This is a genomic window from Bradyrhizobium sp. USDA 4369, assembly GCF_054056435.1.
This window is the reverse complement of sequence record NZ_JBSRYH010000001.1, coordinates 2196057-2216912: the sequence shown is the minus strand read 5'-3', so window position 1 is coordinate 2216912 and position 20856 is coordinate 2196057. Positions and strand designations below refer to the sequence as shown.

Below are 20856 nucleotides of genomic sequence, written 5' to 3'. Positions count from 1 at the left end.
TCCGCGATTGCTTCCTCCTCGCAGCACCCCCGATCATCTGGATGTGATCACGAAAGGTGATCATTTGGCTGCCTGGGATCTGCCCCAGGCCGCGAACGCGTCGGCAAACACCCTGTCCCCGCTCGGACCTTTGCCGATCGCCAGGATACCGCGGCGCTGGCTGGCATAGACGAGCGGAATATCGAACCATTCGCGACCGGCCAGGAGCTCCTCGTTGCGTGCGCGATCGGCCTCGACGTTGGACAGGCCGACGAGGAACGATCCCTCGGTGATCTTCACGGCGAGCCCCGCCAGCGGCGTCCCGCGCGCCTGTTCGCTCGTCTTCATCAGCATCCCCGGCACGTTGCTGATCGCACCGCCGACGAATTCGGGTGCCGGCTTGAAGGTGAGCTCGGCGACGTGGCTGGCCGGCAGGGCCGGATCGTCGTTGCGCCGCAGCTGCAGGCTCACTGTCAGCTTGCGCTCGGGAATATCGATCTCGGCGCGGATCGCCGCCGTGTCTGCTCCCGATTGCGCGCTCTTGATGGTCTCCAATCGCCAGACGACCGAGCCGGAATAGCGCTTGCCCCGGGGCTCCGAAACGTCCTCGTCATACAACACGGCGAGGCCGGGCGTCCTTGCATCGGCTGCCACGGGTGACGCGGCGGGGATCGGCGGAGCAGCAGGGCGCGGCGGAGCGGGGGCCTGGTTGGCGACCGGGCTTGTGGGCTTGGCCGCGGCCGGGCTGAGCTGGGCACCGCCGTCGAGCAGGGTGAACATCACGAAGGGCTGCTGCGCGCCGCTCGTGGCGCGCTGCACCGCCGTGTTGGTCTGGTTGAAGATGTCGATCAGGCGTGGGCCGGGCTGCCGGAGCACGTCCGCAAGTGCGGCCGTGAACACGCTGTGCCCGTCCGGGCCGCGCTGGCCGATGGTCCCCGCTTGCGCGGCAAAGGACAGCACGGTCCGCGCGGGCATGCCGACCGGAACGACGCCTGCGGCCAGTCCGGCGATGCCGCGCGCAGCGAACGGATTGGCGCGGAATGCATCGAGGATGACGACGTTCTGCCGGCCGCTCGGCCCGTCCAGCTCGCGCAGGATCGCGCCGAGGTCGCGCAGCTCGGTGGCTAGGTCGTCAGCCTTGGTCGGCGCCGCATCGACCGGAACGAGGTAGCTGGCCCCGTTGAGATTGAGCCCGTAGCCGGCGTAGTAGATCAGCGCGAGGTCCGCATCGGCGATCCGCCCCTTGAACTCGGCCAGCGCGCGGTCAAAACCCTTTCTGTCGAGGTCGATCTGGGCAGCGCCGCCGCTCAAGGTGAAGCCGAGCCGCGTGAGCCTGTCGGCCAGCAGCCGGGCATCGGTCGCAGGCTCGTCCAGCAGCGGTGCATGTTCGTGAATGGAATTGCCGATCACCAGCGCCACGCGCTTGTCGGCTGCCGCTGGCTCTGCAGCGGTGAACATTGCGATGACGATGATGATTGCGGACCACAGCTGTGTGCCTCGGCCGCTCAGCCCATGCATGACGACAATCTCCTGCCGGTTTTGACCTGCTCGCCCGCTGATTTTACCGCAAGCTGAACAAAACAGGAACAAGAATCGTTTGGCGCCTGCGCGATACTGCGTTCCGCGGCTCAGACGACCACGGGCGTCCGCACCCGGCCGGCATCGCCGAACACGCGCAGGTAACGGGCGATCTCGGCGGGATCGCCGGTCGCCTTCTCCGGGTTGTCGGACAGTTTTACCGCGGGCTGGCCGTCGACCGACGTGACCTTGCAGACCAGCGAAATCGGGTCGAGATCGACCGAGCCGTCCGGCGCGCAGCCGACGAAATCGTTGGTCAGGTTGGTGCCCCAGCCGAATGACAGCCGCACCCGGTCGGAGAAGCGATGATGGATCTGCTCGATCGATTCGACATCCATCGCATCGGAGAACACCAAGAGCTTCTGCTTGGGATCGCGGCCCTTCGACTTCCACCAGGCGATGATCTCCTCGCCGGCCTCGATCGGCGGCGCGCTGTCGGGGCGGAAGCCGGTCCAGTCGGCGACCCAGTCCGGCGCGTCGCGCAAGAAGGCCTTGGTGCCGAACGCGTCGGGCAACGCGATCAGGAGGTTGCCGGCATAGGTCTGCCGCCATTGGTCGAGAATCCGGTACGGCGCAAAGCGCAGTTCGTCGTCATCCCTGGCGAGCGCCGCCGCGACCATCGGCAGCTCATGGGCATTGGTGCCGATCGCTTCGAGATCATTGTCCATCGCCAGCAGCACGTTCGAGGTGCCGGTGAAGGACGGGCCCAGGCCTTCCTTGACCGCCTCGACACACCAGCGCTGCCACAGGAAGCCGTGGCGGCGGCGGGTGCCGAAATCCGACAGCCGCAGCCCCTCCAGTCTGCGTAGCCGCTCGACCTTGGCCCACAGCTTGGCCTTGGCGCGCGCGAACAGCACGTCGAGCGCGAAACGGCCCTGACCTTTCATCGCCTGGCGGGAGCGCAGCTCGTTGACGATCGCCAGCGCCGGGATCTCCCACATCGTGGTGTGGGTCCATGGCCCGTGGAAATGCAACTCGTACTGGCCGTCGGCCTTGTGCAGCTCGTATTCGGGCAGGCGGAAATGGGCGAGCCAGGCCAGGAAGTCCGGCGAGAACATGTGGGTCTTGCCGTAGAAGGTGTTGCCGGCCAGCCAGATCAGCTCCTTCTTGGTGAAGCGGATGGTGCGGGCGTGGTCGAGCTGCGCGCGCAGCTCACCCTCGTCGATGACGTCGCCCAGCCGCACGCGTTTGGTGCGGTTGATCACCGAAAAAGTCACCTTTTGATCCGGGTAGAATTCCCGAATCATCTGAAGCATCAGCAGCTTATAAAAATCGGTGTCGAGCAGGCTGCGCACGATCGGATCGAGGCGCCAGCCGTGATTATAGGTTCTGCTCGCGATATCTGTGACGGTCATGCGAAAATTCTACAGCGCTGGTTGAAAACCCGCCACTGGGCTTTGCCGCAGACGGCGGCTCCGGCCGATGGCAGTGCTTGTTCTGAAGCAGGCGTGCTTTAGTGACGCGCCAGCAGTGGCAGGCCGGGATCGAAGGCCAGCGCCGCCTCGGCCCATTTTGCGACGCGCAGGACATGGAGGTCGTTGCGATAGACGCCGGCGATCTGCACGCCCAGCGGCAGGCCGTGCCGGCCGAATCCGGCCGGCAGCGACACCGCCGGCGCGCCGACGAACGTCCAGGGAGCGCAATATTCGGCGTCGCCGGTCCAGTCGAGGCCGTGCGGGGCTTCGCCGAAGGCCGGCAAGGTGAGCACGGCATCGAAACCGCCGAGCTCGGTGGCGAGCGCGTGCTGCCGTTCGGCCTGCGCCGCCTTGGCCGTCAGATATTCCATCGCCGTCTTGCCCCGCCCGCTCGCGACATGCGTCTTCATCACGTCGCTGACGCGGTCGGGGAAGCGCGCGATCAGATCGGAGAAGATCGTCGTCGCCTCGCTCAGCATGATCGTGTTGATCGCATCCCAATGCGCCGCATCGAGTGCGGGCAAGGCGATCTCCTCGACCACCGCGCCGGCGTTGCGCAGTCGCTCGACGGCAGCCTCGAACACCGCCTTCTGCTCAGGCTCGGCGCGCTCCCATTTGGCAAAGCGCACGACCGCGAGCCGTGGATTGGCGAACGGACGAAGGCCGTGGGCGATGTCGACGGTAAAACCGGGCAATGGGCGGCCGTGGAGATCATCGTCGCTGCGTCCCGCCAGCAGCGACAGTGCCAGCGCGACATCGTCGACACGGCGGGCGAAGAAGCCGACATGATCCAGCGACGGGCTGAGCGGATGGACGCCGACGCGCGGGATCGCGCCGAAGCTCGGCTTGAAGCCGACGACGCCGTTGAAGGCCGCCGGGCGGATGACCGATCCCAGGGTCTGCGTGCCCAAGGCCAGCGGCACCAGCCCCGCTGCGACGGCCGCCGCCGAGCCCGAGGATGAGCCGCCGGGGGTATGCGCCGGGTTCCTTGGATTGACCGTCGGCCCGGGATGACGCCAGGCGAATTCCGTCGAGACGGTCTTGCCGAAAATCGTTGCACCGAGATCGCGCAGCCGCGCGACCACCCAGGCATCCGCGGCCGGCACATGATCCCGATAGATCGGCGAGCCATTGCTCGTCGGCATGTCCGAGGTGGCGATGATGTCCTTGACGGCAACCGGAATTCCGCCGAGCGGACCACTTTTCGCGGACACATCCTTCGGCAGATATTCGAACGCCCTCAGCCGCGGCTCGATCGCCTCGGTGCGCTTCAGGCAGTCTGCACCATAGCTCGCCGCTGCCGGCGGATCGGCTGCGAATTGCCGCAACAAATCGAGGACGCCGGCGCCCGCCTGCGGTGGCGGCAGAATGAACGCATCTGACATCGACGGTCCTGTTTTCGAGACATCTCTTTGCTCTTTGCCGCGCGGTGAACGGTCGCAGCCCTTCGCTGATGTGTTCCGATCCTATAGGCTGTTCGATCTCGCGCCAATCGCGCTGCCGATCGGTACATATGAATACAGCGCATGTCGGCTTGCGAAGTTCGCGTGCTGCGGCGCGCCGTCAGCCTCGCGCGAGCTGGGCCGTAATCCGCTTCTCACGCGCTCAGGATGTGCTACCATTTTCGTGTCGGACCACCGATGTGGCCGGCCAAAGGACGTCTTCAAATTCGGTCCGATAAGTAGACGCGGCCATCCGAGCTGCCTCATGGGAGTGAAGCGATGACATCGGCTTTTCACCGAAGCATTCTTGCGCTTGCTACAATTGGCCTTCTCGCCGGCACCAGCATCGCCGGCGCGCAGCAGCAATCCGACCAGGGTAAGGGTCTGAAGAAATACGAATCCGGCACCAAGGAGTTCTGGACGCATCCGCCGGATGACTGGTTCCTCGGCGACGAGACCGAGGCGCAGAAGGGGCTGGCGCCGCCGTCCGGTCCGCCGACCGGCGCGTCGGACGCTGAGCTTGCCAAGATCGTCAAGCAGGTCAAGCTGCCGGACGGTTTCAAGATGGAAGTTTGGGCCTCGGGCGTGCTGGCTGCGCGGCAGATGGCGTGGGGCGACAAGGGCACGCTCTTCGTTGGCTCATTCGGTCTCGGCAACGTCTATGCGATCAGCGACAAGGGCGGCAAGCGCGAGGTCAAGACGGTCCTCAAGGGCCTGAACATGCCGACCGGCCTCGCCTTCCAGGACGGCAATCTCTACGTCATCGCCGTCGACAAGCTGATCAAATATGAGAATGCCGAAGCAAATCTCGACAATCTCGGCCAGGGCAAGGTGGTCTATGACGACATGCCCTCTTATGCGGCGCATGGCTGGAAATACATCGCGGTCGACAAAGAGGGCTGGTTCTATATTCCGTTCGGACCGCCCTTCAATATCGGCATTCCGCCGACATCCGTGTCGCAGATCCGCCGCGTCGATCCGCGCACCGGCAATGCCGAGATCTGGGCGCTTGGCGTGCGCAACAGCGTCGGCGGCGACGTCGATCCGCGCACCGGCCGCTATTGGTTCACCGAGAATGCGCGCGATTGGGTCAGCGACGACCTGCCGAGCGACAAGCTCAACATGATCTCGAAGATCGGCGAGCATTTCGGCTATCCCTATTGTCACCAGGGTGACATGCCGGATCCGAAATTTGCGATGGGCCACAAATGCTCGGAATTCACGCCGCCGGTGCTGAACCTTGGTGCCCACGTCGCGCCGCTCGGTATGAAGTTCTACACCGGGGACCAGTTCCCCGCAGAGTACAAGAACAACATTCTCATCGCCGAGCACGGCTCCTGGAACCGGCACAAGTACCAGGGCGCCCGGATCATGCGCGTGATCGTCGGCCCCGACGGCAAGGATGCCAAGCAGGAGGTGTTCGCCTCCGGCTGGATCGAGGGTGATCAGGGCTATCTCGGCCGTCCCGACGACATCATCCTCGCCAAGGACGGCTCGATCCTGGTGGCGGACGATTGGGCCGGCGCGATCTATCGCATCAGCTACGAGAAGAAGTGAGCTTTTGACCTGAGGGGGCTGCGCGCTGCCATGATGGCGGCCGCAGCCCCAACTATTTTCGGTTCGCTGCGTTGATCGCGGCGCGTTGCGCGGAAACCAGGTTCCGTCCGCGCAGACGAAGCGGGCCATTCGGAGGATTCGAAATGCGTCATGGTGTTGCCGCCGCAGGAGCGCTGGCCCTGGCCCTGATGAGCGTGTCCGTTCAGGCGGCCGATCTCGAAGCCGGAAAGGCCAAGGCGGAGCTCTGCGCCGGCTGTCACGGCGAGAACGGCATCTCGCAGACCGAGAACATTCCTTCACTGGCCGGCCAGCAGGATCAGTTCATCCAATGGCAGCTGGTGTTCTTTCGCGCAGGCACCCGCAAGAACGAGGCGATGAAGCCGATTGTCGATCAGCTCACCAACGAGGACATCCGCAATCTCGGCGCCTATTTCGCTTCGCTGACGCCGGCCAAGGCGCCGCCTGACAATGACCCGGACCTCTCCAGGAAGGGCGCCGAAGCCGCCGCCGGCCGCCGCTGCGCCTCCTGCCATCTCGACAGTTATGCCGGCACCAAGGGCGTCGCGCGGCTTGCCGGCCAGCGCGAGGAATATCTGGTCAAGGCGCTGCACGACTACAAGAGCGGCCAGCGCGTCGGCGGCAGCCAGGCCGCGATGACCGATGTCGCCTATCCCCTCAGCGCCGAGGAGATCACGGCGCTGGCGCATTATCTGGCGCATTTGTAGTCGGGGCCTCGCCACACCATCAGCTGTCGTCGCGGTCGCTCCCGCGCGAGGCGTAGGATCGCAGCTATTGGCCCCGCTGCGCCTCGTACACCTTCAGCTGCGTGTAGGAGATGCGCAGCCGCGGCACCGGCACCTTGGCGGCATCGGCGCGGGCAACGAGATCGCCGATCACGTGATCGGCCTCGACCGGCAGGCCGGCGCGGAGGTCGCGGAACATCGAGGCGGTCATCGGTGATCCCTCGGCGGTGATCATCCCGGAGACGCGCTGGAAGAACGCACCGGCCGGCGCGTAGCCGGCGGCCGCCGCCGTGGCGCTGCATTCGTCGAGCATGCCGAGCAGGAAGTCCTTGCCGCCCGGCGCGGTCAGGATCACGCCGACCGGCGCCCGCATCAGCGTCGTGGACGCTGCCAGCGAGGCGAGGAACACCCACTTCTCCCACATGTCCTGCATGATGTGGTCGCTGGCCGAGGCATTGAAATTGCCGCGCGCGAAAACCTCGGAGATCGCGCGAATGCGATCCGACGATCCGCCGTCGCGCTCGCCTAAGGTCAGGGACTGCATCGGCTGCAGCTGCACCACCTCGCGGCGTTCGTTCAAGGTCGCCGCGATCGCGCAGAGTCCGCCGAGCACCCGCTCGCGTCCGAATTTCGCATCCAGCACGTCGAGATGCTTCATGCCGTTGAGCAGCGGAATGATGCTGGTGTGAGGACCCACCGCGGGCGCGAACGACGCGATCGCATCATCCAGGTCGTAGGCCTTGCAGCTCAGCAGCACGACGTCGAAAGGCTGCTTGAGGCTGTCCGCCTGCACCGTCGGTGGGTTGGGCACGGTCGCGTCACCAGCGGGGCTGCGAATCACGAGCCCGGCACTGGCGAGCTCGGCGGCGCGGCCCGGCCGGACCAGGAAGGTGACGTCAGCACCGGACTGCAGCAGCCGGCCGCCGAAATATCCGCCGATGGCACCGGCGCCGACGACGAGAATGCGCATGTGTGGATCCCTCTTTGAGCGAGGCGCATCATGCAGAAGCCAATGGCGAATGGCGAGTAGCGAATAGGGATGCCCTCCATTCCCTATTCGCTACTCGCCGTGCCATTCTATTCGCCCCTACCATTTCTCACCAAATGGCCGGATCTCCATTTCGAAGGTCCACGCCGTCCTGGGCTGCTGGTAGAGCTGCCAATAGGCGCCGGCGACCGAGGCGGGCGGCATCAGCAGGTCAGGATTGTCCAACGCCTCCTTGCCCCAGAACTGGACGCGGCGCTCGCGCACCCAGGCGGTGTCGACGCCGGAATCGATGATCAGATGCGCGACATGGATGTTCTGCGGCATCAGCTCGCGGGCCATGGATTGCGCCACCGCGCGCAGGCCGAACTTCGCCGATGCAAAGGCGGCAAAGCCGGAGCCGCCACGCAGCGAGGCCGTGGCGCCGGTGAAGAAGATCTTGCCGCCGCCGCGCGGCAGCATCAGCCGGGCGGCCTCGCGTCCGGTGACGAAGCCGGCCCAGCACGCCATCTCCCAGACCTTGCGGAACACGCGGTCGGTCGTCTCCAGAATCGGAAAATTGACGTTGGCGCCGACGTTGAAGATGACGACCTCCAGCGGTGCTTGCCTGTCGGCGTCGTTGAGGAAGGCGGTGGTCTCCTCTTCCTTGCGCGCATCCAGCGACCGCGCCACGATCCGGCCGCCGGCAGCTTCGACCTCGGCCACCAGCGGCGCAAGCTTGTCGCCATTGCGACGGCCGGCGAACACCGTGAAGCCTTCAGAAGCGAACTTCTTGACGATCTCGGCGCCGATGTAATCACCAGCGCCGATCACGGCGACGGTGGCGTTGCGCTGCTGCATGGGTCGTCTCCGTTCAGCTCTTCGTCTCCTCCTCGGCTCTGGATCGCGCCGCCTCGCTGGCGGCAATAGAGATCAATGTCCGAGGATCATCTCCTCGACGTCACGCAGCTGCTCCTTGCCGAAGAACATTTCCGTGCCGACGAAGAAGGTCGGCGAGCCGAACGCGCCGCGTTCGACCGCGGCATGCGTGTTCTCGACCAGCTTTGCCTTGACCTCAGGCTCCTGGGCACGCGCGAAAAGTTTCGCGCCGTCGAGACCCGAGGATGTGATCGCCGCGATGGCGATCTCCGGATCGTCCATCTTCTTGGGCTCGCGCCACATATGGTGGAACGCCGCGTCGACATAGGCCTCGAACACGCCTTCGAGCTGGGCGGCGACGGCCGCGCGCATCAGGTTCAGCGTGTTGACCGGGAAATGCGGATTCCGGACCCAGGGCTGGACCTGATAGCGTTTGACGAAGCGTTGCGTCTCGATCTCGTGGAATTCGCTTTTGTTCTTGATGCCGGCGAGCGACTCGGCCGGCGACTTGTTGTTGGTCGCCTTGAAGATGCCGCCGAGCAGCACAGGGATATAAGAGAACCGGACGCCGATGCGTTGCTCGATCGCCGGGATCGCTTCATGGCTGAGATAGGCGTTCGGGCTGCCGAAATCGAACAGGAACTCGGGTGTTGGTCGGCTCACAGGCAGTCTCCTCGCGTGTTTTTCGCATTGTGATCGAAGGCGCCAATCGCGTCCAGGGCTTTATGATGAGTGTCATATTGCACGCGGCGGGATGTTCCGGCCTGTGTCAGAGCAATCGGCGCACCGTCCGCTTGCGCCAGACCAGGAGGTAATAGCTCATCTGCAGCATCATCATCGCGGTGAACGTGACCGGATAAGCGAGCCAGACGCCGTCGAGGCCGATGCTGCGGCTGAGCCAGGTTGCCGCGGGTACCTCGATGGCCGCGATCGAGAACGCGGAAATCGCCAACGGTATCCACACCGTCCCGCCGGCGCGCATCGCCGCCGAGAAAGTCGTGGACATGCCAAACAGAACCGAGCTCCACAGCACGATGTGCAGCGAGCGCTGCGCGACCTCGATCACGGCAGGATCGGTGATGAAGAATCCCATCAGCGTGCGCGAGAACAGATAGCCCAGCGCGACCAGGCCGCCGGTCAGCACCACATTCATCTCCACTCCGGTGCGCACGATGCGGCCGATCTGCTCCGGGCTGCCGCGGCCAATCGCCTGGGCGCCGAAGATCGAGACCGAGATGGCGATCGACAGCGCCGGAAACTGCACATAACCCAGCACCTGGTTGACCGCGCCATAGGCGGCGGTCGCGTCCGAGCCGAAGCCGTTCACGAGGCCGATCAGCACCATCTCGGCCAGGGACATCACGATCATGCCGATCGCTGCGGGAATGCCGAGCCGCAGCACCATGCGCAGCAGCTTCGGATCGGGCCGCATGCCGCGCAGAAAGGCCGCATCGATCGCCAGCGGGTGCTTGCGCCGGAGCAGATGAAGATGCAGTCCGCCGAGCGTCACCAAGGTCGAGATCGCCGAGGCCCAGGCCGCGCTCGCGACGCCGAGCTGCGGCGCGCCGAGCCAGCCGCGGATGAAGATCGGTGTCAGCACCAGGCCGAGCAAGGTGGATGCAGCCAGTGCAGCGAGCGGCGTCACGGTGTCGCCGACCGCGCGCATCTGCGACGACAGCAGGATATAGGCGAAGGTCAACGGCATCGTGATCATCATGATGCGGGCATAGCCCGCCGCGGCATCGAGGATGTTGGCGGGCGTGGCGAGCGCGCTCAGCAAGTCGCGGCTGAACAGGCCGCCGACCGCGATCAGCGCGGCGAGCAGCAATGTGATGGTCATCGTCGTGCCCGCGATCGCCTTGACCTTCGCGGGCTCCTTGGCGCCCCAGGCCTGGCCGATCAGGATGCTGGCGCCGGAGCCGAGCCCCATGACAAAGGCCACGAAGAAGAACATCGCGGGAAAGAACACCGAGACTGCGGCGAGCGCGTCCACCCCGATCATCTGGCCGAGATAGACGTTGTTGATGGTGCCGAATAGCGATTGCAGGATGTTGCTCAGCATCATCGGCGTGAGAAACATCAGGAACGGCTTGCGAAGCGGAGCGGGAGCGGACACGGCATGTTTCCGTCGACCGCCGTCATGCTCGGATCGGCAGTCGCGTTGAAGGAAGTAAAACCAGAGCCTGCCGCGAATGGCGGGCATCGACGTCGCTGGTCGGCTTACTCGCCGCGGTGGCGGTTGGCGAGCGCGACCACATGGTCGCGGATGTCGGCGGGCCAGGTCGCGATCAGCGCAGCCAGGCGCGCGAGATCGCCGGCGAACAGCGCCCGTGACGCCTCCTCAAACTCAGGCAGATGGCTGCCGATCCCCGACATGAAATGATAGGCCGCATCGCGCGCCGCACGGGCGCGATCGGTGTCGCCGCTGGCGCGCCGGGCGTCGTGGACCAGCTTCCGCAATGCGATCGAAGCGCCGCCCGGCTGCGCGTTCAGCCATTCCCAATGCTGGGGCAGCAAGGTCACCTCGCGCGCGACGACGCCAAGCTTCGGCCGGCCGCGTCCGCGCGGCTCGGTCGGCTGCTCCGTGGCCGCAGAGCCGGCTTCGCTCGGCAGCCGGGCCAGAATCTCGCGGTCACTGCCCCGCAGATCCAGATCGATCGGTTGTCCGGTGCGGTCGCTGAAGATCACGACCGGCGCGTCTGTCGGAGCAGCGTGCTTGAGCACGAGCGCCACCTTGACCAGCGGGCCGGTCGTGATCCGGGTGTGGCCGCCGAAGGCCGTATAGGTATCCATATGCTTACGATTCCCTGCATGTGCAGCCAATATTACCCGGATGAAAATAAACGTCAATATTACCCGGGTATTTTATTCGAGCGGATGCGAGCCCTGCCGCTCGCCGAAGTCATCGGGCCCTGCTACGGAACGCCGCCTGCTTCCGCGATCCGTCTTTCGGGGACCTCATGCTGACCGTTCATCATCTCAACAATTCCCGCTCGCAACGTGTGCTCTGGCTGCTCGAGGAGCTCGGCGTGCCCTATGAAATCATCCGCTACGAGCGCCAGCCCGACATGCGCGCGCCGAAGGAGCTGCGCGCCATTCATCCGCTCGGCAAGTCGCCGGTCATCACCGACAATGGCAACACGGTCGCCGAATCCGGCGCCATCGTCGAATATCTGATCGACACCTACGGCAATGGCCGGCTGATTCCGCCGCCGAAGACGCCGGAGCGCTTGCGCTATTCCTATTGGCTGCATTACGCCGAGGGCTCGGCGATGCCGCTGCTGCTGCTGAAGCTGCTGTTCAATATCATGCCCAAGCGTGCCCCTGCGCTGCTGCGTCCGCTGGTGCGCAAAGTGTCGAACCAGGCGCTCACCACGCTGGTCAACCCGCAGCTGAAGCAGCACATGGCGTTCTGGGAGAGCGAACTGCAGAAGAGCGAATGGTTCGCCGGCGATCAGTTCACCGCGGCGGACATCCAGATGAGCTTCCCGCTGCAGGCCGCGGCGTCGCGCGGCGGGCTGGAGCACGGTCATCCCCGCGCGATGGACTTCCTGGCCCGCATCGAAGCGCGGCCGGCCTATAAGATCGCGCTGGAGAAGGGCGGCCCCTACGAGGTCGGCCGCTGAGAGGCTATTTAGCGGCGGTCGCCGGCGACTCGGTCGCCGCAATCACCTCGCGGACCAGCCGGGCGACGCCTCTGATGTCGCCGTCCGGATCGAGGGAATCGCCGAGGCGGACCACCACCATGCGCTGGCTCGGCATGATCACGAGCCGCTGGCCGAGCAGGCCGAAGGCGAAGAACGCGTCCGCCGGGATACCCTGCTTGGCGCGTCCGAGCGCGTGGACATGCTGGCTGCGGTTGGTCCAAAGGCCCGCGCCATAGTCGGTGTCCAGCGTCGCCTTGGCGGACATCGCGACCCAGCCTTCCGGGAGAATGCGTCGGTCGCCGACCACCCCGTCGCCGAGATAGAGCAGCCCGAGCTTCGCCCAGTCGCGCGCGCTCGCCAACATGTTGGCGTAGCCCTGCATCGTTCCGGTGCCGTCATATTGCAGCGTCGCGCTGCGCATGCCGAGCGGGCCGAACAGCTCGCGCCACGCGAACTCGATGGTCTGCTCCGGTCCGCCGGTGGCGTCGCGAATGATACGGGCCAGGATCTGGGTCGAGGCGCTTGAATAGGCCCAGCGCTGCCCGGGCGGCGCGATCAGCGGGGCGTGCACCGCAAACGCCGCCATGTCGCGGTGGATCTCCATCTGGCTCGATGGATCGAAGCCTGAATTGGTCTCGTCCAGCGCCAGCCCGCTGGTCATCCGCATCAGCTGCTCGAGTGTGATGGCGTGCCGGCCGTCCGCCGCGGCGAGCCACTCTGCGACCGGTGCCGGCATTCGTGGGTTGAGCCTGCCCTGCCGGGTGAGAATACCGAGCAGGGCATTGGTGACCGTCTTGGTCATCGAGAAGCCGATCAGCGGCGTGTCGACGCCGATCGTCGCGGCGTAGCGTTCGGCGATCAGCCGGCCGTCCTTAATGACGACGACCGCCTTGGTGCGCCGGAGTGGCGGGCTCGCAGGCTCCTCGAAGGCGTGATCGAGCGCCGCCCTCAGGCCGGCGTCAGCAGGCTCGACCGGATCGGCTGCGGCAATGTCCGGCAGGTCCGGCGCAGGCGCGGCCGCGCGCAGCGCCCCGACATTGCTGTGCGGCACGTAAGGTGGCTTCTGGCCCTGCAGCGACACACAGCCGAGACCGTCATGGTAGGAGGCCCGGCTGACATGCAGGCCGAGCAGCGAGGCATCGACGATCCGCGTGTCCCGCTCGACCCGATAGCGCATGACGGCGCGCAGGCGACGCAGGCCCGGTCTCTCCATCGTTTCGGCAAATGTGGTTTGCGGGTCCAGGCCGGACACGAAGGTCTTGGCGCAGACCATCTGGGCGACTGCCGTCGTCGCGGACCGTAATGCACGATCGGGCCGATAGGTGAGCCAGCCTGCCACCAGCAGGCCCACAAGCACCAGCAGACCGACTACGAATCTTCGCAAATGCACCACAACGTCCGACGTCGCCTCGCGGGCGTGCCCTCGCTGCGCCCTGGACTTCTTCTAGCCCGCCCGGGCCGGCACGCCAACGGCGCGAACGGCTGAAAGGGTGCGCCAGACGGCGGCAAATCGTCCTGCTGCCTCATTCTGGCTGCCAGGCTCGCCTCGCACCTTCCGCCGAAGCTGGTTCCGCGCGCGAACGGCAGATCATGGTGCGACACGATCGAGACCGATCGTTCCAAGACATCATGATCTAACGTCCTGCGGCGGCTGCCCCCTTGCTGCGTGGATCCGGCGCGCCGATCAGTCCCGCGGGCGTGACCAGGATCGAGTTGGCCGACGTCCGCCCCATCGGTTCCTCGATCCGGTGGCCTCGCGCGCGCAGATCGGCGAGCACGTCGTCGGCAAAGCCCTTTTCGACACGCACCTCGTCCGGCATCCATTGATGGTGCAGGCGGGGCGCATTGACAGCCTCGCGGACGTCCAGCCGATAATCGAGCACATTCACGATCACCTGCAGCACGGTCGAGATGATACGGCTGCCGCCCGGCGAGCCCGTTACCAGCACCGGTTGGCCGTCCTTCAGCACGATGGTCGGCGACATCGACGACAGCGGCCGCTTGCCCGGACCGGGCAGATTGGCCTCGAAGCCGACCAGGCCGAAGGCGTTGGCGGCGCCGGGTGCCGCGGTAAAGTCGTCGAGCTCATTGTTGAGCAGCACGCCGGTGCCCGCGGCGACGAGGCCGACGCCGTATGGAAAGTTCAGCGTGTAAGTGTTGCTGACGGCGTTGCCGTCATTGTCGACCACCGAGAAATGCGTGGTGTTGCTGCCCTCGCGCAGCGGCTTGATGTTGAGCACGTCGCCGGCGCTGGTGGCGCGCATCGGATCGATGCTGACGCGCTGACGCGCCGCATAGTCCTTGGACAGCATCGCGCGCACCGGCGCATCGACGAAGGCGGGGTCGCCGAGATAGCGGGCGCGATCCGCATAGGCCCGCTTCATCGCCTCGATCAGCAGATGCAACGATGCCGGGGAGCCCTGCTTGAGCTCGGCCAGCGGAAAACCCTCCAGGATGTTCAGCATCTCGACGAGCACGGTGCCGCCGGAGGACGGCAGCGGCATCGAGACGATCTCATGGCCGCGATAGGAGCCACGCACCGGCGTGCGCAGCACCGGCTGATAGGACTTCAGATCGTCCGTCGTCATGATGCCGCCGGCATCCTGTATCGCCTTGGCGAGCTTGTCGGCGACCGGTCCTTCGTAGAAGCCGCGTGGTCCCTGCTCGGCGATCGCGGTCAGCGTGGTGGCGAGATCGCGCTGGACCAGCCGGTCGCCTTCCTTGAGCGCGGTGCCATCGGGCCGCATGAAGATCGCCGCCGAGGATGTCCACTTCGCCAGCCGCGGCGCCATCATCGGCAGCGTGACGGCGACGTCATCGGCGACGGGGATGCCCTCGCGCGCCAGCGCGATGGCCGGATGAAGCAATTGGGCCAAAGTGAATTTGCCCGAGCCGTATTTCTCCAGCGCCAGCGACAGTCCCGCCACCGATCCGGGCACGCCGATCGAGAGCGCCGAATCTCGCGACTTGGCATTGTCAGGCTTGCCGTCGGCGCCGAGGAAGCTGTCGCGCGTCATCGCGGCTGGCCCGGTCTCGCGATAGTCGATGGCGACGTCCTCATGACTGGCGGCGAGATGGATGACCATGAAGCCGCCGCCGCCGATATTGCCGGCGACCGGGTAGGTCACCGCCATCGCAAAGCCGGTGGCGACCGCGGCATCGATCGCGTTGCCGCCGAGGGCGAGGATGCGCTCGCCGACCTGTGCCGCGATCCGCTCCTGCGCCACCACCATGCCATGCGCCGGTGGTTGCGCCGGCGCGGCGACGCCAGGCGGTTGCGGGATATCGACGCCTTGCGGGTCGAAGGCTCGCGCCGGCACGCCGCCGGCCAGCAGCAGCGTGACGCCGGCCGCCGATGCCAGCCGCGAAAGGAAACGTCGTCGATCAAACGTGAACGTGCGCATCGAGATTCTGCCGTCGCTGACATCCGTCCGGGATCATCAGATGTTATAGGGCCGCGTCGTCGGCGTAAAACGCGATGCCGTGATCGCAAAGGACTTTGCAATGGCTGTTACCACCATCGAGACGTCAGATGCGGCCCAGCAGCGGGTCTATCCGCGGCGCGCCGCCGTCGTCAGCTGGATCTTCTTCGATTGGGCGGCGCAGCCTTATTTCACGCTGATCACCACCTTCGTGTTTGCGCCTTATTTCGCCGCCCATGTCGCGTCCGACGCGGCGAGCGGACAGGCCTTATGGGGCTTTGCCACCGCCGCCGCCGGCATCGTGATCGCGCTGCTGTCGCCGGTGTTCGGCGCCATCGCCGATGCCACCGGCCGGCGCAAGCCGTGGATCGCGGCGTTCGGCGCGATGCTCGTGGTCGGCTCCTGCCTGATGTGGATCGGCCGCCCCGGCGCACCGCAGCTGATCGTCCCGCTGCTCGCAGCCTATGTGCTCGCCACCATCGGCGTCGAATTCGCAACCGTATTCAACAATGCGATGATGCCGACCCTGGTGCCGCCCGAGCGCATCGGCCGCCTCTCGGGCACCGGCTGGGCCACCGGCTATATCGGCGGCATTGTCTCGCTTATCCTCGTACTCGGCTTCCTCGCCGCCAATCCCGACAGCGGCCGCACCCTGTTCGGACTGAAGCCGCTGTTCGGTCTCGATCCGGTGACGCATGAGGGCGATCGCATCTCCGGTCCGCTCACGGGACTCTGGTTCATCGTGTTCGTGCTGCCGATGTTTCTGTTCACACCGGACTATCCGGCGCGGCACCGGCTCGGCGCCGCGATGCGCGAGGGCCTCGGTCAATTGCAGGCGACGTTGCGCAGCCTGCCGCAGCAGCGCGACATCGCGCTCTTTCTCATCGCCAACATGATCTACACTGATGGCCTCGTGTCGCTGTTCGCCTTCGGCGGCATCTATGCCGCGGGCACGTTCGGCTGGAACACGATCCAGATCGGCACCTTCGGCATCATACTCGCGGCGGCCGGCACGCTGGGCGGCTGGCTCGGCGGCAAGCTTGACGACCGGCTCGGGCCGAAGCGCGTCATCGCCGGCAGCATGACGCTGTTGCTGCTCGCGATCATTGCGATCCTGCTGGTGAGCCGCGATTCGATTCTGTTCATTCCGGTGACGCCGGCGGCGCCCGGCGGCCCGCTGTTCGCGTCGCTGCCGGAGCGCGCCTATCTGCTGCTCGGCTGCATCATCGGCGCCTGCGGCGCGCCGCTGCAGGCGGCGTCACGCTCGCTGCTGATCCGGATGGTGCCGCGGGATCAGGTCGCGCAATATTTCGGCCTGTTCGCGCTCACGGGCAAGGTGACATCCTTCATCGGCCCGCTGCTGATCGGCACCATCACCGCGCTTACTGCGAGCCAGAAGGCCGGCATGGCTGTGCTCGTGCTGTTCTTCGCCGCAGGGCTGCTGCTGCTGGCGCGGGTCAACGCCCATGGTCATGCGCGGGCTTGACCCGCGCAGCCATCTCAGTTCGACCAGCCTCGCTGGACGATGGATTGCCGGGGCAAGCCCGGCAATCCGATCGCATCAGTGCCGGAAATGACGGACGCCAGTCAGCACCATGGCGATGCCGTGCTCGTCGGCGGCCTTGATGACCTCGTCGTCGCGCACCGATCCGCCGGGCTGAATGACCGCGGTGGCGCCGGCCTCGATGCAGGCGAGCATGCCGTCGGCGAACGGGAAGAAGGCGTCGGAGGCGACCACCGATCCCTTGGTCAGGGGCTCGGCGAGCTTCAGCTCGCTCGCGGCATCCAGTGCCTTGCGCGCCGCGATGCGGGCCGAATCGACCCGGCTCATCTGGCCCGCACCGATGCCGACAGTGGCCGAATCCTTGGCATAGATGATGGTGTTCGACTTCACGTGCTTGGCGACGCGGAAGGCGAAGCGCAGGTCGCGCAGCTCGGCCTCGGTCGGCGCCCGCTTGGTCACGACCTTCAACGTCATGTCATCGACGACAGCATTGTCGCGGCTTTGCACCAGGAGCCCGCCGGCAACCGTCTTTGCCGTCAGGCCGGCCTCGCGCGGATCGGGCAGGGCGCCGGCCAGCAGCAGCCGCAGATTCTTGCGCGCCGCGATGACCGCGATCGCCTCCTCGGTCGCGTCGGGCGCGATGATCACCTCGGTGAAGATGCCGGTGATCGCGCGCGCGGTGGCGGCGTCGAGCTTGCGGTTCATCGCGATGATGCCGCCGAATGCCGAGGTCGAATCGCAGGCCAGCGCCTTCTGATAGGCGGTGATCAGATCCGGGCCCTCGGCGACGCCGCACGGATTGGCGTGCTTGACGATCACGCAGGCCGCGGTGCGCGCCGGGTCGAATTCGGCGATGCATTCATAGGCGGCGTCGGTGTCGTTGATATTGTTGTAGGACAGCTCCTTGCCCTGCACCTGGCGCGCCGTGGCGACGCCGGGACGGCGGCCGGGCAGCGCGTAGAAAGCGGCGTGCTGGTGCGGGTTCTCGCCATAACGCAGCGACTGGATCAGCCTGCCGCCGAAGGCGCGGTAATCCGGCGCGTCGTTCTGAATGGTGGCGGCGAACCAGTTGGAGATCGCGGCATCATAGGCCGCGGTGCGCGCATAGGCCTTGGCCGCAAGGCGGCGGCGCAACAGCAGCGTGGTCGAGCCCTCATGCCGGCCGAGGTCTTCCAGCACAGCGTCGTAATCATTGACGTCGACGACGACGGCGACATCCTCATGGTTCTTCGACGCCGCGCGGATCATCGCCGGGCCGCCGATGTCGATATTCTCGATGCAGTCGGAGAACGGCGCGCCGCGTTCGACCGTGGCCTCGAACGGGTAGAGATTGACGACCAGCAGGTCGATCGGCGCGATGCCGTGGGTCTTCATCGCCTCGGCGTGTTCGTCATTGCCGCGGATCGCGAGCAGTCCGCCGTGAACCTTCGGATGCAGGGTCTTGACGCGGCCGTCCATCATTTCCGGGAAGCCGGTGAGGTCGGAGACGTCCTTCACCTTCAGGCCGGCATCGGCAATCGCCTTGGCGGTGCCGCCGGTCGAGATCAGCTCGATGCCGCGTGCGGCGAGCGAGCGGGCGAACTCGACCAAGCCGGTCTTGTCGGACACGGAGAGCAGAGCACGGTGAACGGGACGAAGCTGGTTTGTCATGGCAAAGAGTCCTGTTGCAGGAGTTCAATTTGCCCAGGCGCACGGCGATCTACCCCGCGCTCCCCGATGGTGCTCCATCCAAAGTCGCCAGTCGCGCGAGAGCCGGGCTCATATCAGCTTTTGGCCGTCGCGACAACGGGCAGTTCCCGACGCCGCGCTCACAGCGGCGGTTCGGGCTCCCGCCGCGCGTTGCGGCGGCCGTTGCTGTCGCTCGGCGAGGTCGACGAGCGCACGAAGCTCCAGCGGATCGAGGCCGCCTGCTGCGCGTCCTGGCGGATCACCAGCTGGGTGGTGCGGCGCGGGCCGTCATTGCCGGCGAGGAACACGCTGTCCTCCAGCTCGACCCGGTCTTCGAAGGTTTCGAACGTCCAGACCTCGCGATTGGGCAGCACCAGCATCGCGCCGCGGCCGTCGCTGAGCCGGCTCGCCTTGACCGCCGGGTGCAGGTGAAAGCGCAGCGCATAGTCGGAGCCGCCGCCGCGCAGCCGGGCGCCTTGCGCCGGCGTCACCGTGTCCTCGCCGTCGAGCCGTGAGCCATCCTCGGCCGCAACCAGCACGCGGCGATGGATCAGGCCGAACTTGGCGGCATAGCCGTTGTGGGACGTCGACAGCACGGTGCCGTCCGGCACGACCTCGCGGAAATTCTCGACCCGCGTTGGGCCGGAGACGATCGGCGCGCCGTGCAGCAGGCGCTTCATCGCCGACATCTCGACGAAGGTACAGGACGAGGTGTTGTGATAGGTCAGCGTCGAATGCGCCACGGTGCTGCGGGCGAAGGTGCGCCAGTTCTCGCGTCCGGTCGACGGCATGCCGCAATTGATCACGATGCGGCACGCGCCGGATGACAGTTCGAATGCGAGACAGCCGGCATGCGCCTCGTGGCTCAGATGCGGCGGCGGCGGCGGGCCGGTGTCGACGATCACCGTCATCGCGCCGGCATCGAGCCGCTGGAAGCCGGAATGCGGCATGCTCGCCATCGGCGTGCCATGCGTGTCGTCATAGGCGAGCAGCGTCGCCAGCAGGTCGGACGGTGTGCCGCCCATGCCGTTGAACAGCGCCATGTTGCCGTCGCCGTGACGGAAGAAGCGCAGCATCGGCATCATGCGATCGATCGCGTTGAGCAGCGCTGGCGGTGGCGCGATGTTGCGCGCGGCGAAGGTCTGGCGCAGCGGCAGCAGGTCGATCAGAAGTTCGATCAGGGCGCCGGGATTGCGCGAGACATGGCCGCCGTCGGGCAGGATCTGCCGCTGCAGCTCGTCGGACAATTTGCGGCTGGCGCTGCGGATGTGCTTCGCCTGGTTGGCGAGGCACAGCGCCGCATAGCACAGCGCGATCAGCACCTGCAGCCGCGGCGCGCCATCGGGGATGTCGATGGTCGAATAGCGCAGGAAGCGGATCTCGCGGGTCAGGCCGCGCAGATAGCGCCGGTAGAACTTGCCGTCGGAATCGGCCAGCACCAATGGCGCCTGCGACAACAGCGAGATGACCCGGCGCGCCAGCACGTCGGCGCGGCGGCTCAGCGGGTGGCGGCCGATCTGGTTGGTGATCCAGTCGTCGACCAGCGCCCGCGCATTGGCGCGGGTGAGCGCGGTGTCGGCTGCGCGAAGATGTCGCAGCCAGCCAAAACCGAGCAGCGCGACTTCCCAATCCTCCGAGGGCGGCTCCAGGTCGAAGATCGAACGGCCATGGCAGGTGACGATCTTGCCGGCGAAGACGAAGCGGCCGGCATAGATCTCGGCGGCCCGCGTGGCGTCCGACGTGCGCAGATCGTGCGGAGCAATGATCAGCCGATCGGCCCGGCCCGGCCATACGCCGGACAATGATACCGACACACCGCTGACGTTGGAGATCAGGCTGCGCGCGAAGCGGCCCAAAACCAGCGTCGATATGCGTCTGCGTTGAGCGGCGGGCACGCCAAGCCTTGGATTTGAGAAGGGATTCCGGTTGCGACCCATAGTGGATCGCGACTGCCGCCGATACACCATTTTTGGTCTCGGTGCAGCACCATCGCGGAGCCAAAATGTGGTGCGAAATCAGGATTTAACGACTAACGCAACGCGAAAGCCCTCAACCGCT

The 20856-nt window shown here is 66.1% G+C and carries 16 protein-coding genes and 1 riboswitch; of the genes, 4 read left to right on the top strand and 12 right to left on the bottom strand.

Annotated elements, in window-relative coordinates; all coding sequences use genetic code 11:
- Nucleotides 1-60 precede the first annotated feature (60 nt).
- The 3 genes from ACVIJ6_RS10005 to ACVIJ6_RS09995 form a co-directional block, all read right to left on the bottom strand.
- Entirely contained in the window at nucleotides 61-1497 is a 1437-nt protein-coding gene (locus ACVIJ6_RS10005; RefSeq protein WP_456772582.1) for a caspase family protein, read from the bottom strand.
- Nucleotides 1498-1607: 110 nt separating this feature from the next.
- Nucleotides 1608-2912, bottom strand: coding sequence for a nicotinate phosphoribosyltransferase (gene pncB / locus ACVIJ6_RS10000; RefSeq protein WP_172238161.1), 1305 nt, complete (start codon nucleotides 2910-2912; stop codon nucleotides 1608-1610).
- Between the two features lie 98 nt (nucleotides 2913-3010).
- Entirely contained in the window at nucleotides 3011-4357 is a 1347-nt protein-coding gene (locus ACVIJ6_RS09995; protein ID WP_456772581.1) for an amidase, read from the bottom strand.
- 336 nt (nucleotides 4358-4693) lie between these two features.
- On the opposite strand from ACVIJ6_RS09995, the gene ACVIJ6_RS09990 reads away from it, so the two are divergent.
- Nucleotides 4694-5971 carry a PQQ-dependent sugar dehydrogenase gene (locus ACVIJ6_RS09990; protein ID WP_012040657.1) on the top strand — a complete coding sequence of 426 codons (1278 nt, stop codon included), beginning with the start codon at nucleotides 4694-4696 and terminating at the stop codon, nucleotides 5969-5971.
- A 143-nt stretch (nucleotides 5972-6114) separates the two neighbouring features.
- Nucleotides 6115-6696, top strand: a complete 582-nt coding sequence (locus ACVIJ6_RS09985; protein ID WP_456772580.1) for a c-type cytochrome — start codon at nucleotides 6115-6117, stop codon at nucleotides 6694-6696.
- Nucleotides 6697-6760: 64 nt separating this feature from the next.
- On the opposite strand, the gene panE is transcribed toward ACVIJ6_RS09985, so the two are convergent.
- From panE to ACVIJ6_RS09960, 5 genes are all read right to left on the bottom strand, one after another.
- A complete protein-coding gene (gene panE, locus ACVIJ6_RS09980; RefSeq protein WP_456772579.1) occupies nucleotides 6761-7684 on the bottom strand; it encodes a 2-dehydropantoate 2-reductase in 924 nt (307 codons plus the stop codon).
- 117 nt (nucleotides 7685-7801) lie between these two features.
- A complete protein-coding gene (locus tag ACVIJ6_RS09975; RefSeq protein ID WP_456772578.1) occupies nucleotides 7802-8539 on the bottom strand; it encodes an SDR family oxidoreductase in 738 nt (245 codons plus the stop codon).
- 72 nt (nucleotides 8540-8611) lie between these two features.
- Nucleotides 8612-9220, bottom strand: a complete 609-nt coding sequence (locus ACVIJ6_RS09970) for a DsbA family protein (protein ID WP_456772577.1) — start codon at nucleotides 9218-9220, stop codon at nucleotides 8612-8614.
- 106 nt (nucleotides 9221-9326) lie between these two features.
- On the bottom strand, nucleotides 9327-10673 hold the full coding sequence (locus ACVIJ6_RS09965) for an MATE family efflux transporter (RefSeq protein ID WP_456772576.1): 1347 nt from the start codon (nucleotides 10671-10673) through the stop codon (nucleotides 9327-9329).
- A gap of 104 nt (nucleotides 10674-10777) precedes the next feature.
- Nucleotides 10778-11350 (bottom strand): DUF2239 family protein, encoded by a 573-nt coding sequence (locus ACVIJ6_RS09960; RefSeq protein WP_456776951.1) that lies wholly within the window; start codon nucleotides 11348-11350, stop codon nucleotides 10778-10780.
- 167 nt (nucleotides 11351-11517) lie between these two features.
- On the opposite strand from ACVIJ6_RS09960, the gene ACVIJ6_RS09955 reads away from it, so the two are divergent.
- Nucleotides 11518-12183 (top strand): glutathione S-transferase family protein, encoded by a 666-nt coding sequence (locus ACVIJ6_RS09955; protein WP_456772575.1) that lies wholly within the window; start codon nucleotides 11518-11520, stop codon nucleotides 12181-12183.
- 4 nt (nucleotides 12184-12187) lie between these two features.
- Here the strand turns inward: ACVIJ6_RS09955 and ACVIJ6_RS09950 are convergent, their stop codons facing one another.
- Nucleotides 12188-13594, bottom strand: coding sequence for a serine hydrolase domain-containing protein (locus tag ACVIJ6_RS09950; RefSeq protein WP_456772574.1), 1407 nt, complete (start codon nucleotides 13592-13594; stop codon nucleotides 12188-12190).
- Between the two features lie 244 nt (nucleotides 13595-13838).
- Nucleotides 13839-15608: a gamma-glutamyltransferase gene (gene ggt, locus ACVIJ6_RS09945; RefSeq protein WP_456772573.1), complete on the bottom strand. Its 1770-nt coding sequence runs from the start codon at nucleotides 15606-15608 to the stop codon at nucleotides 13839-13841.
- Between the two features lie 100 nt (nucleotides 15609-15708).
- Between ggt and ACVIJ6_RS09940 the strand changes: the two genes are divergently transcribed.
- The gene (locus tag ACVIJ6_RS09940; protein WP_456772572.1) at nucleotides 15709-17112 is read left to right on the top strand and encodes an MFS transporter; all 1404 of its coding nucleotides are present in this window, start codon (nucleotides 15709-15711) and stop codon (nucleotides 17110-17112) included.
- A gap of 75 nt (nucleotides 17113-17187) precedes the next feature.
- Here the strand turns inward: ACVIJ6_RS09940 and purH are convergent, their stop codons facing one another.
- Together purH and ACVIJ6_RS09930 are read right to left on the bottom strand one after the other, a co-directional pair.
- Entirely contained in the window at nucleotides 17188-18780 is a 1593-nt protein-coding gene (gene purH, locus ACVIJ6_RS09935) for a bifunctional phosphoribosylaminoimidazolecarboxamide formyltransferase/IMP cyclohydrolase (RefSeq protein WP_456772571.1), read from the bottom strand.
- A 24-nt stretch (nucleotides 18781-18804) separates the two neighbouring features.
- A riboswitch (ZMP/ZTP riboswitch) is annotated at nucleotides 18805-18885 on the bottom strand.
- Between the two features lie 53 nt (nucleotides 18886-18938).
- Nucleotides 18939-20654, bottom strand: coding sequence for a heparinase II/III family protein (locus tag ACVIJ6_RS09930; RefSeq protein WP_456772570.1), 1716 nt, complete (start codon nucleotides 20652-20654; stop codon nucleotides 18939-18941).
- Nucleotides 20655-20856 lie beyond the last annotated feature (202 nt).

What these genes read in the sequence shown, in the direction of transcription:
- ACVIJ6_RS09990 (WP_012040657.1), top strand. Translation starts at nt 4,694, where the DNA reads ATGACATCGGCTTTTCACCGAAGCATTCTTGCGCTTGCTACAATTGGC.
- ACVIJ6_RS09960 (WP_456776951.1), bottom strand. Translation starts at nt 11,350, where the DNA reads ATGGATACCTATACGGCCTTCGGCGGCCACACCCGGATCACGACCGGC.
- ACVIJ6_RS09940 (WP_456772572.1), top strand. Translation starts at nt 15,709, where the DNA reads ATGGCTGTTACCACCATCGAGACGTCAGATGCGGCCCAGCAGCGGGTC.
- ACVIJ6_RS09985 (WP_456772580.1), top strand. Translation starts at nt 6,115, where the DNA reads ATGCGTCATGGTGTTGCCGCCGCAGGAGCGCTGGCCCTGGCCCTGATG.
- panE (WP_456772579.1), bottom strand. Translation starts at nt 7,684, where the DNA reads ATGCGCATTCTCGTCGTCGGCGCCGGTGCCATCGGCGGATATTTCGGC.
- ACVIJ6_RS09955 (WP_456772575.1), top strand. Translation starts at nt 11,518, where the DNA reads ATGCTGACCGTTCATCATCTCAACAATTCCCGCTCGCAACGTGTGCTC.
- pncB (WP_172238161.1), bottom strand. Translation starts at nt 2,912, where the DNA reads ATGACCGTCACAGATATCGCGAGCAGAACCTATAATCACGGCTGGCGC.
- ACVIJ6_RS09995 (WP_456772581.1), bottom strand. Translation starts at nt 4,357, where the DNA reads ATGTCAGATGCGTTCATTCTGCCGCCACCGCAGGCGGGCGCCGGCGTC.
- purH (WP_456772571.1), bottom strand. Translation starts at nt 18,780, where the DNA reads ATGACAAACCAGCTTCGTCCCGTTCACCGTGCTCTGCTCTCCGTGTCC.
- ggt (WP_456772573.1), bottom strand. Translation starts at nt 15,608, where the DNA reads ATGCGCACGTTCACGTTTGATCGACGACGTTTCCTTTCGCGGCTGGCA.
- ACVIJ6_RS10005 (WP_456772582.1), bottom strand. Translation starts at nt 1,497, where the DNA reads ATGCATGGGCTGAGCGGCCGAGGCACACAGCTGTGGTCCGCAATCATC.
- ACVIJ6_RS09975 (WP_456772578.1), bottom strand. Translation starts at nt 8,539, where the DNA reads ATGCAGCAGCGCAACGCCACCGTCGCCGTGATCGGCGCTGGTGATTAC.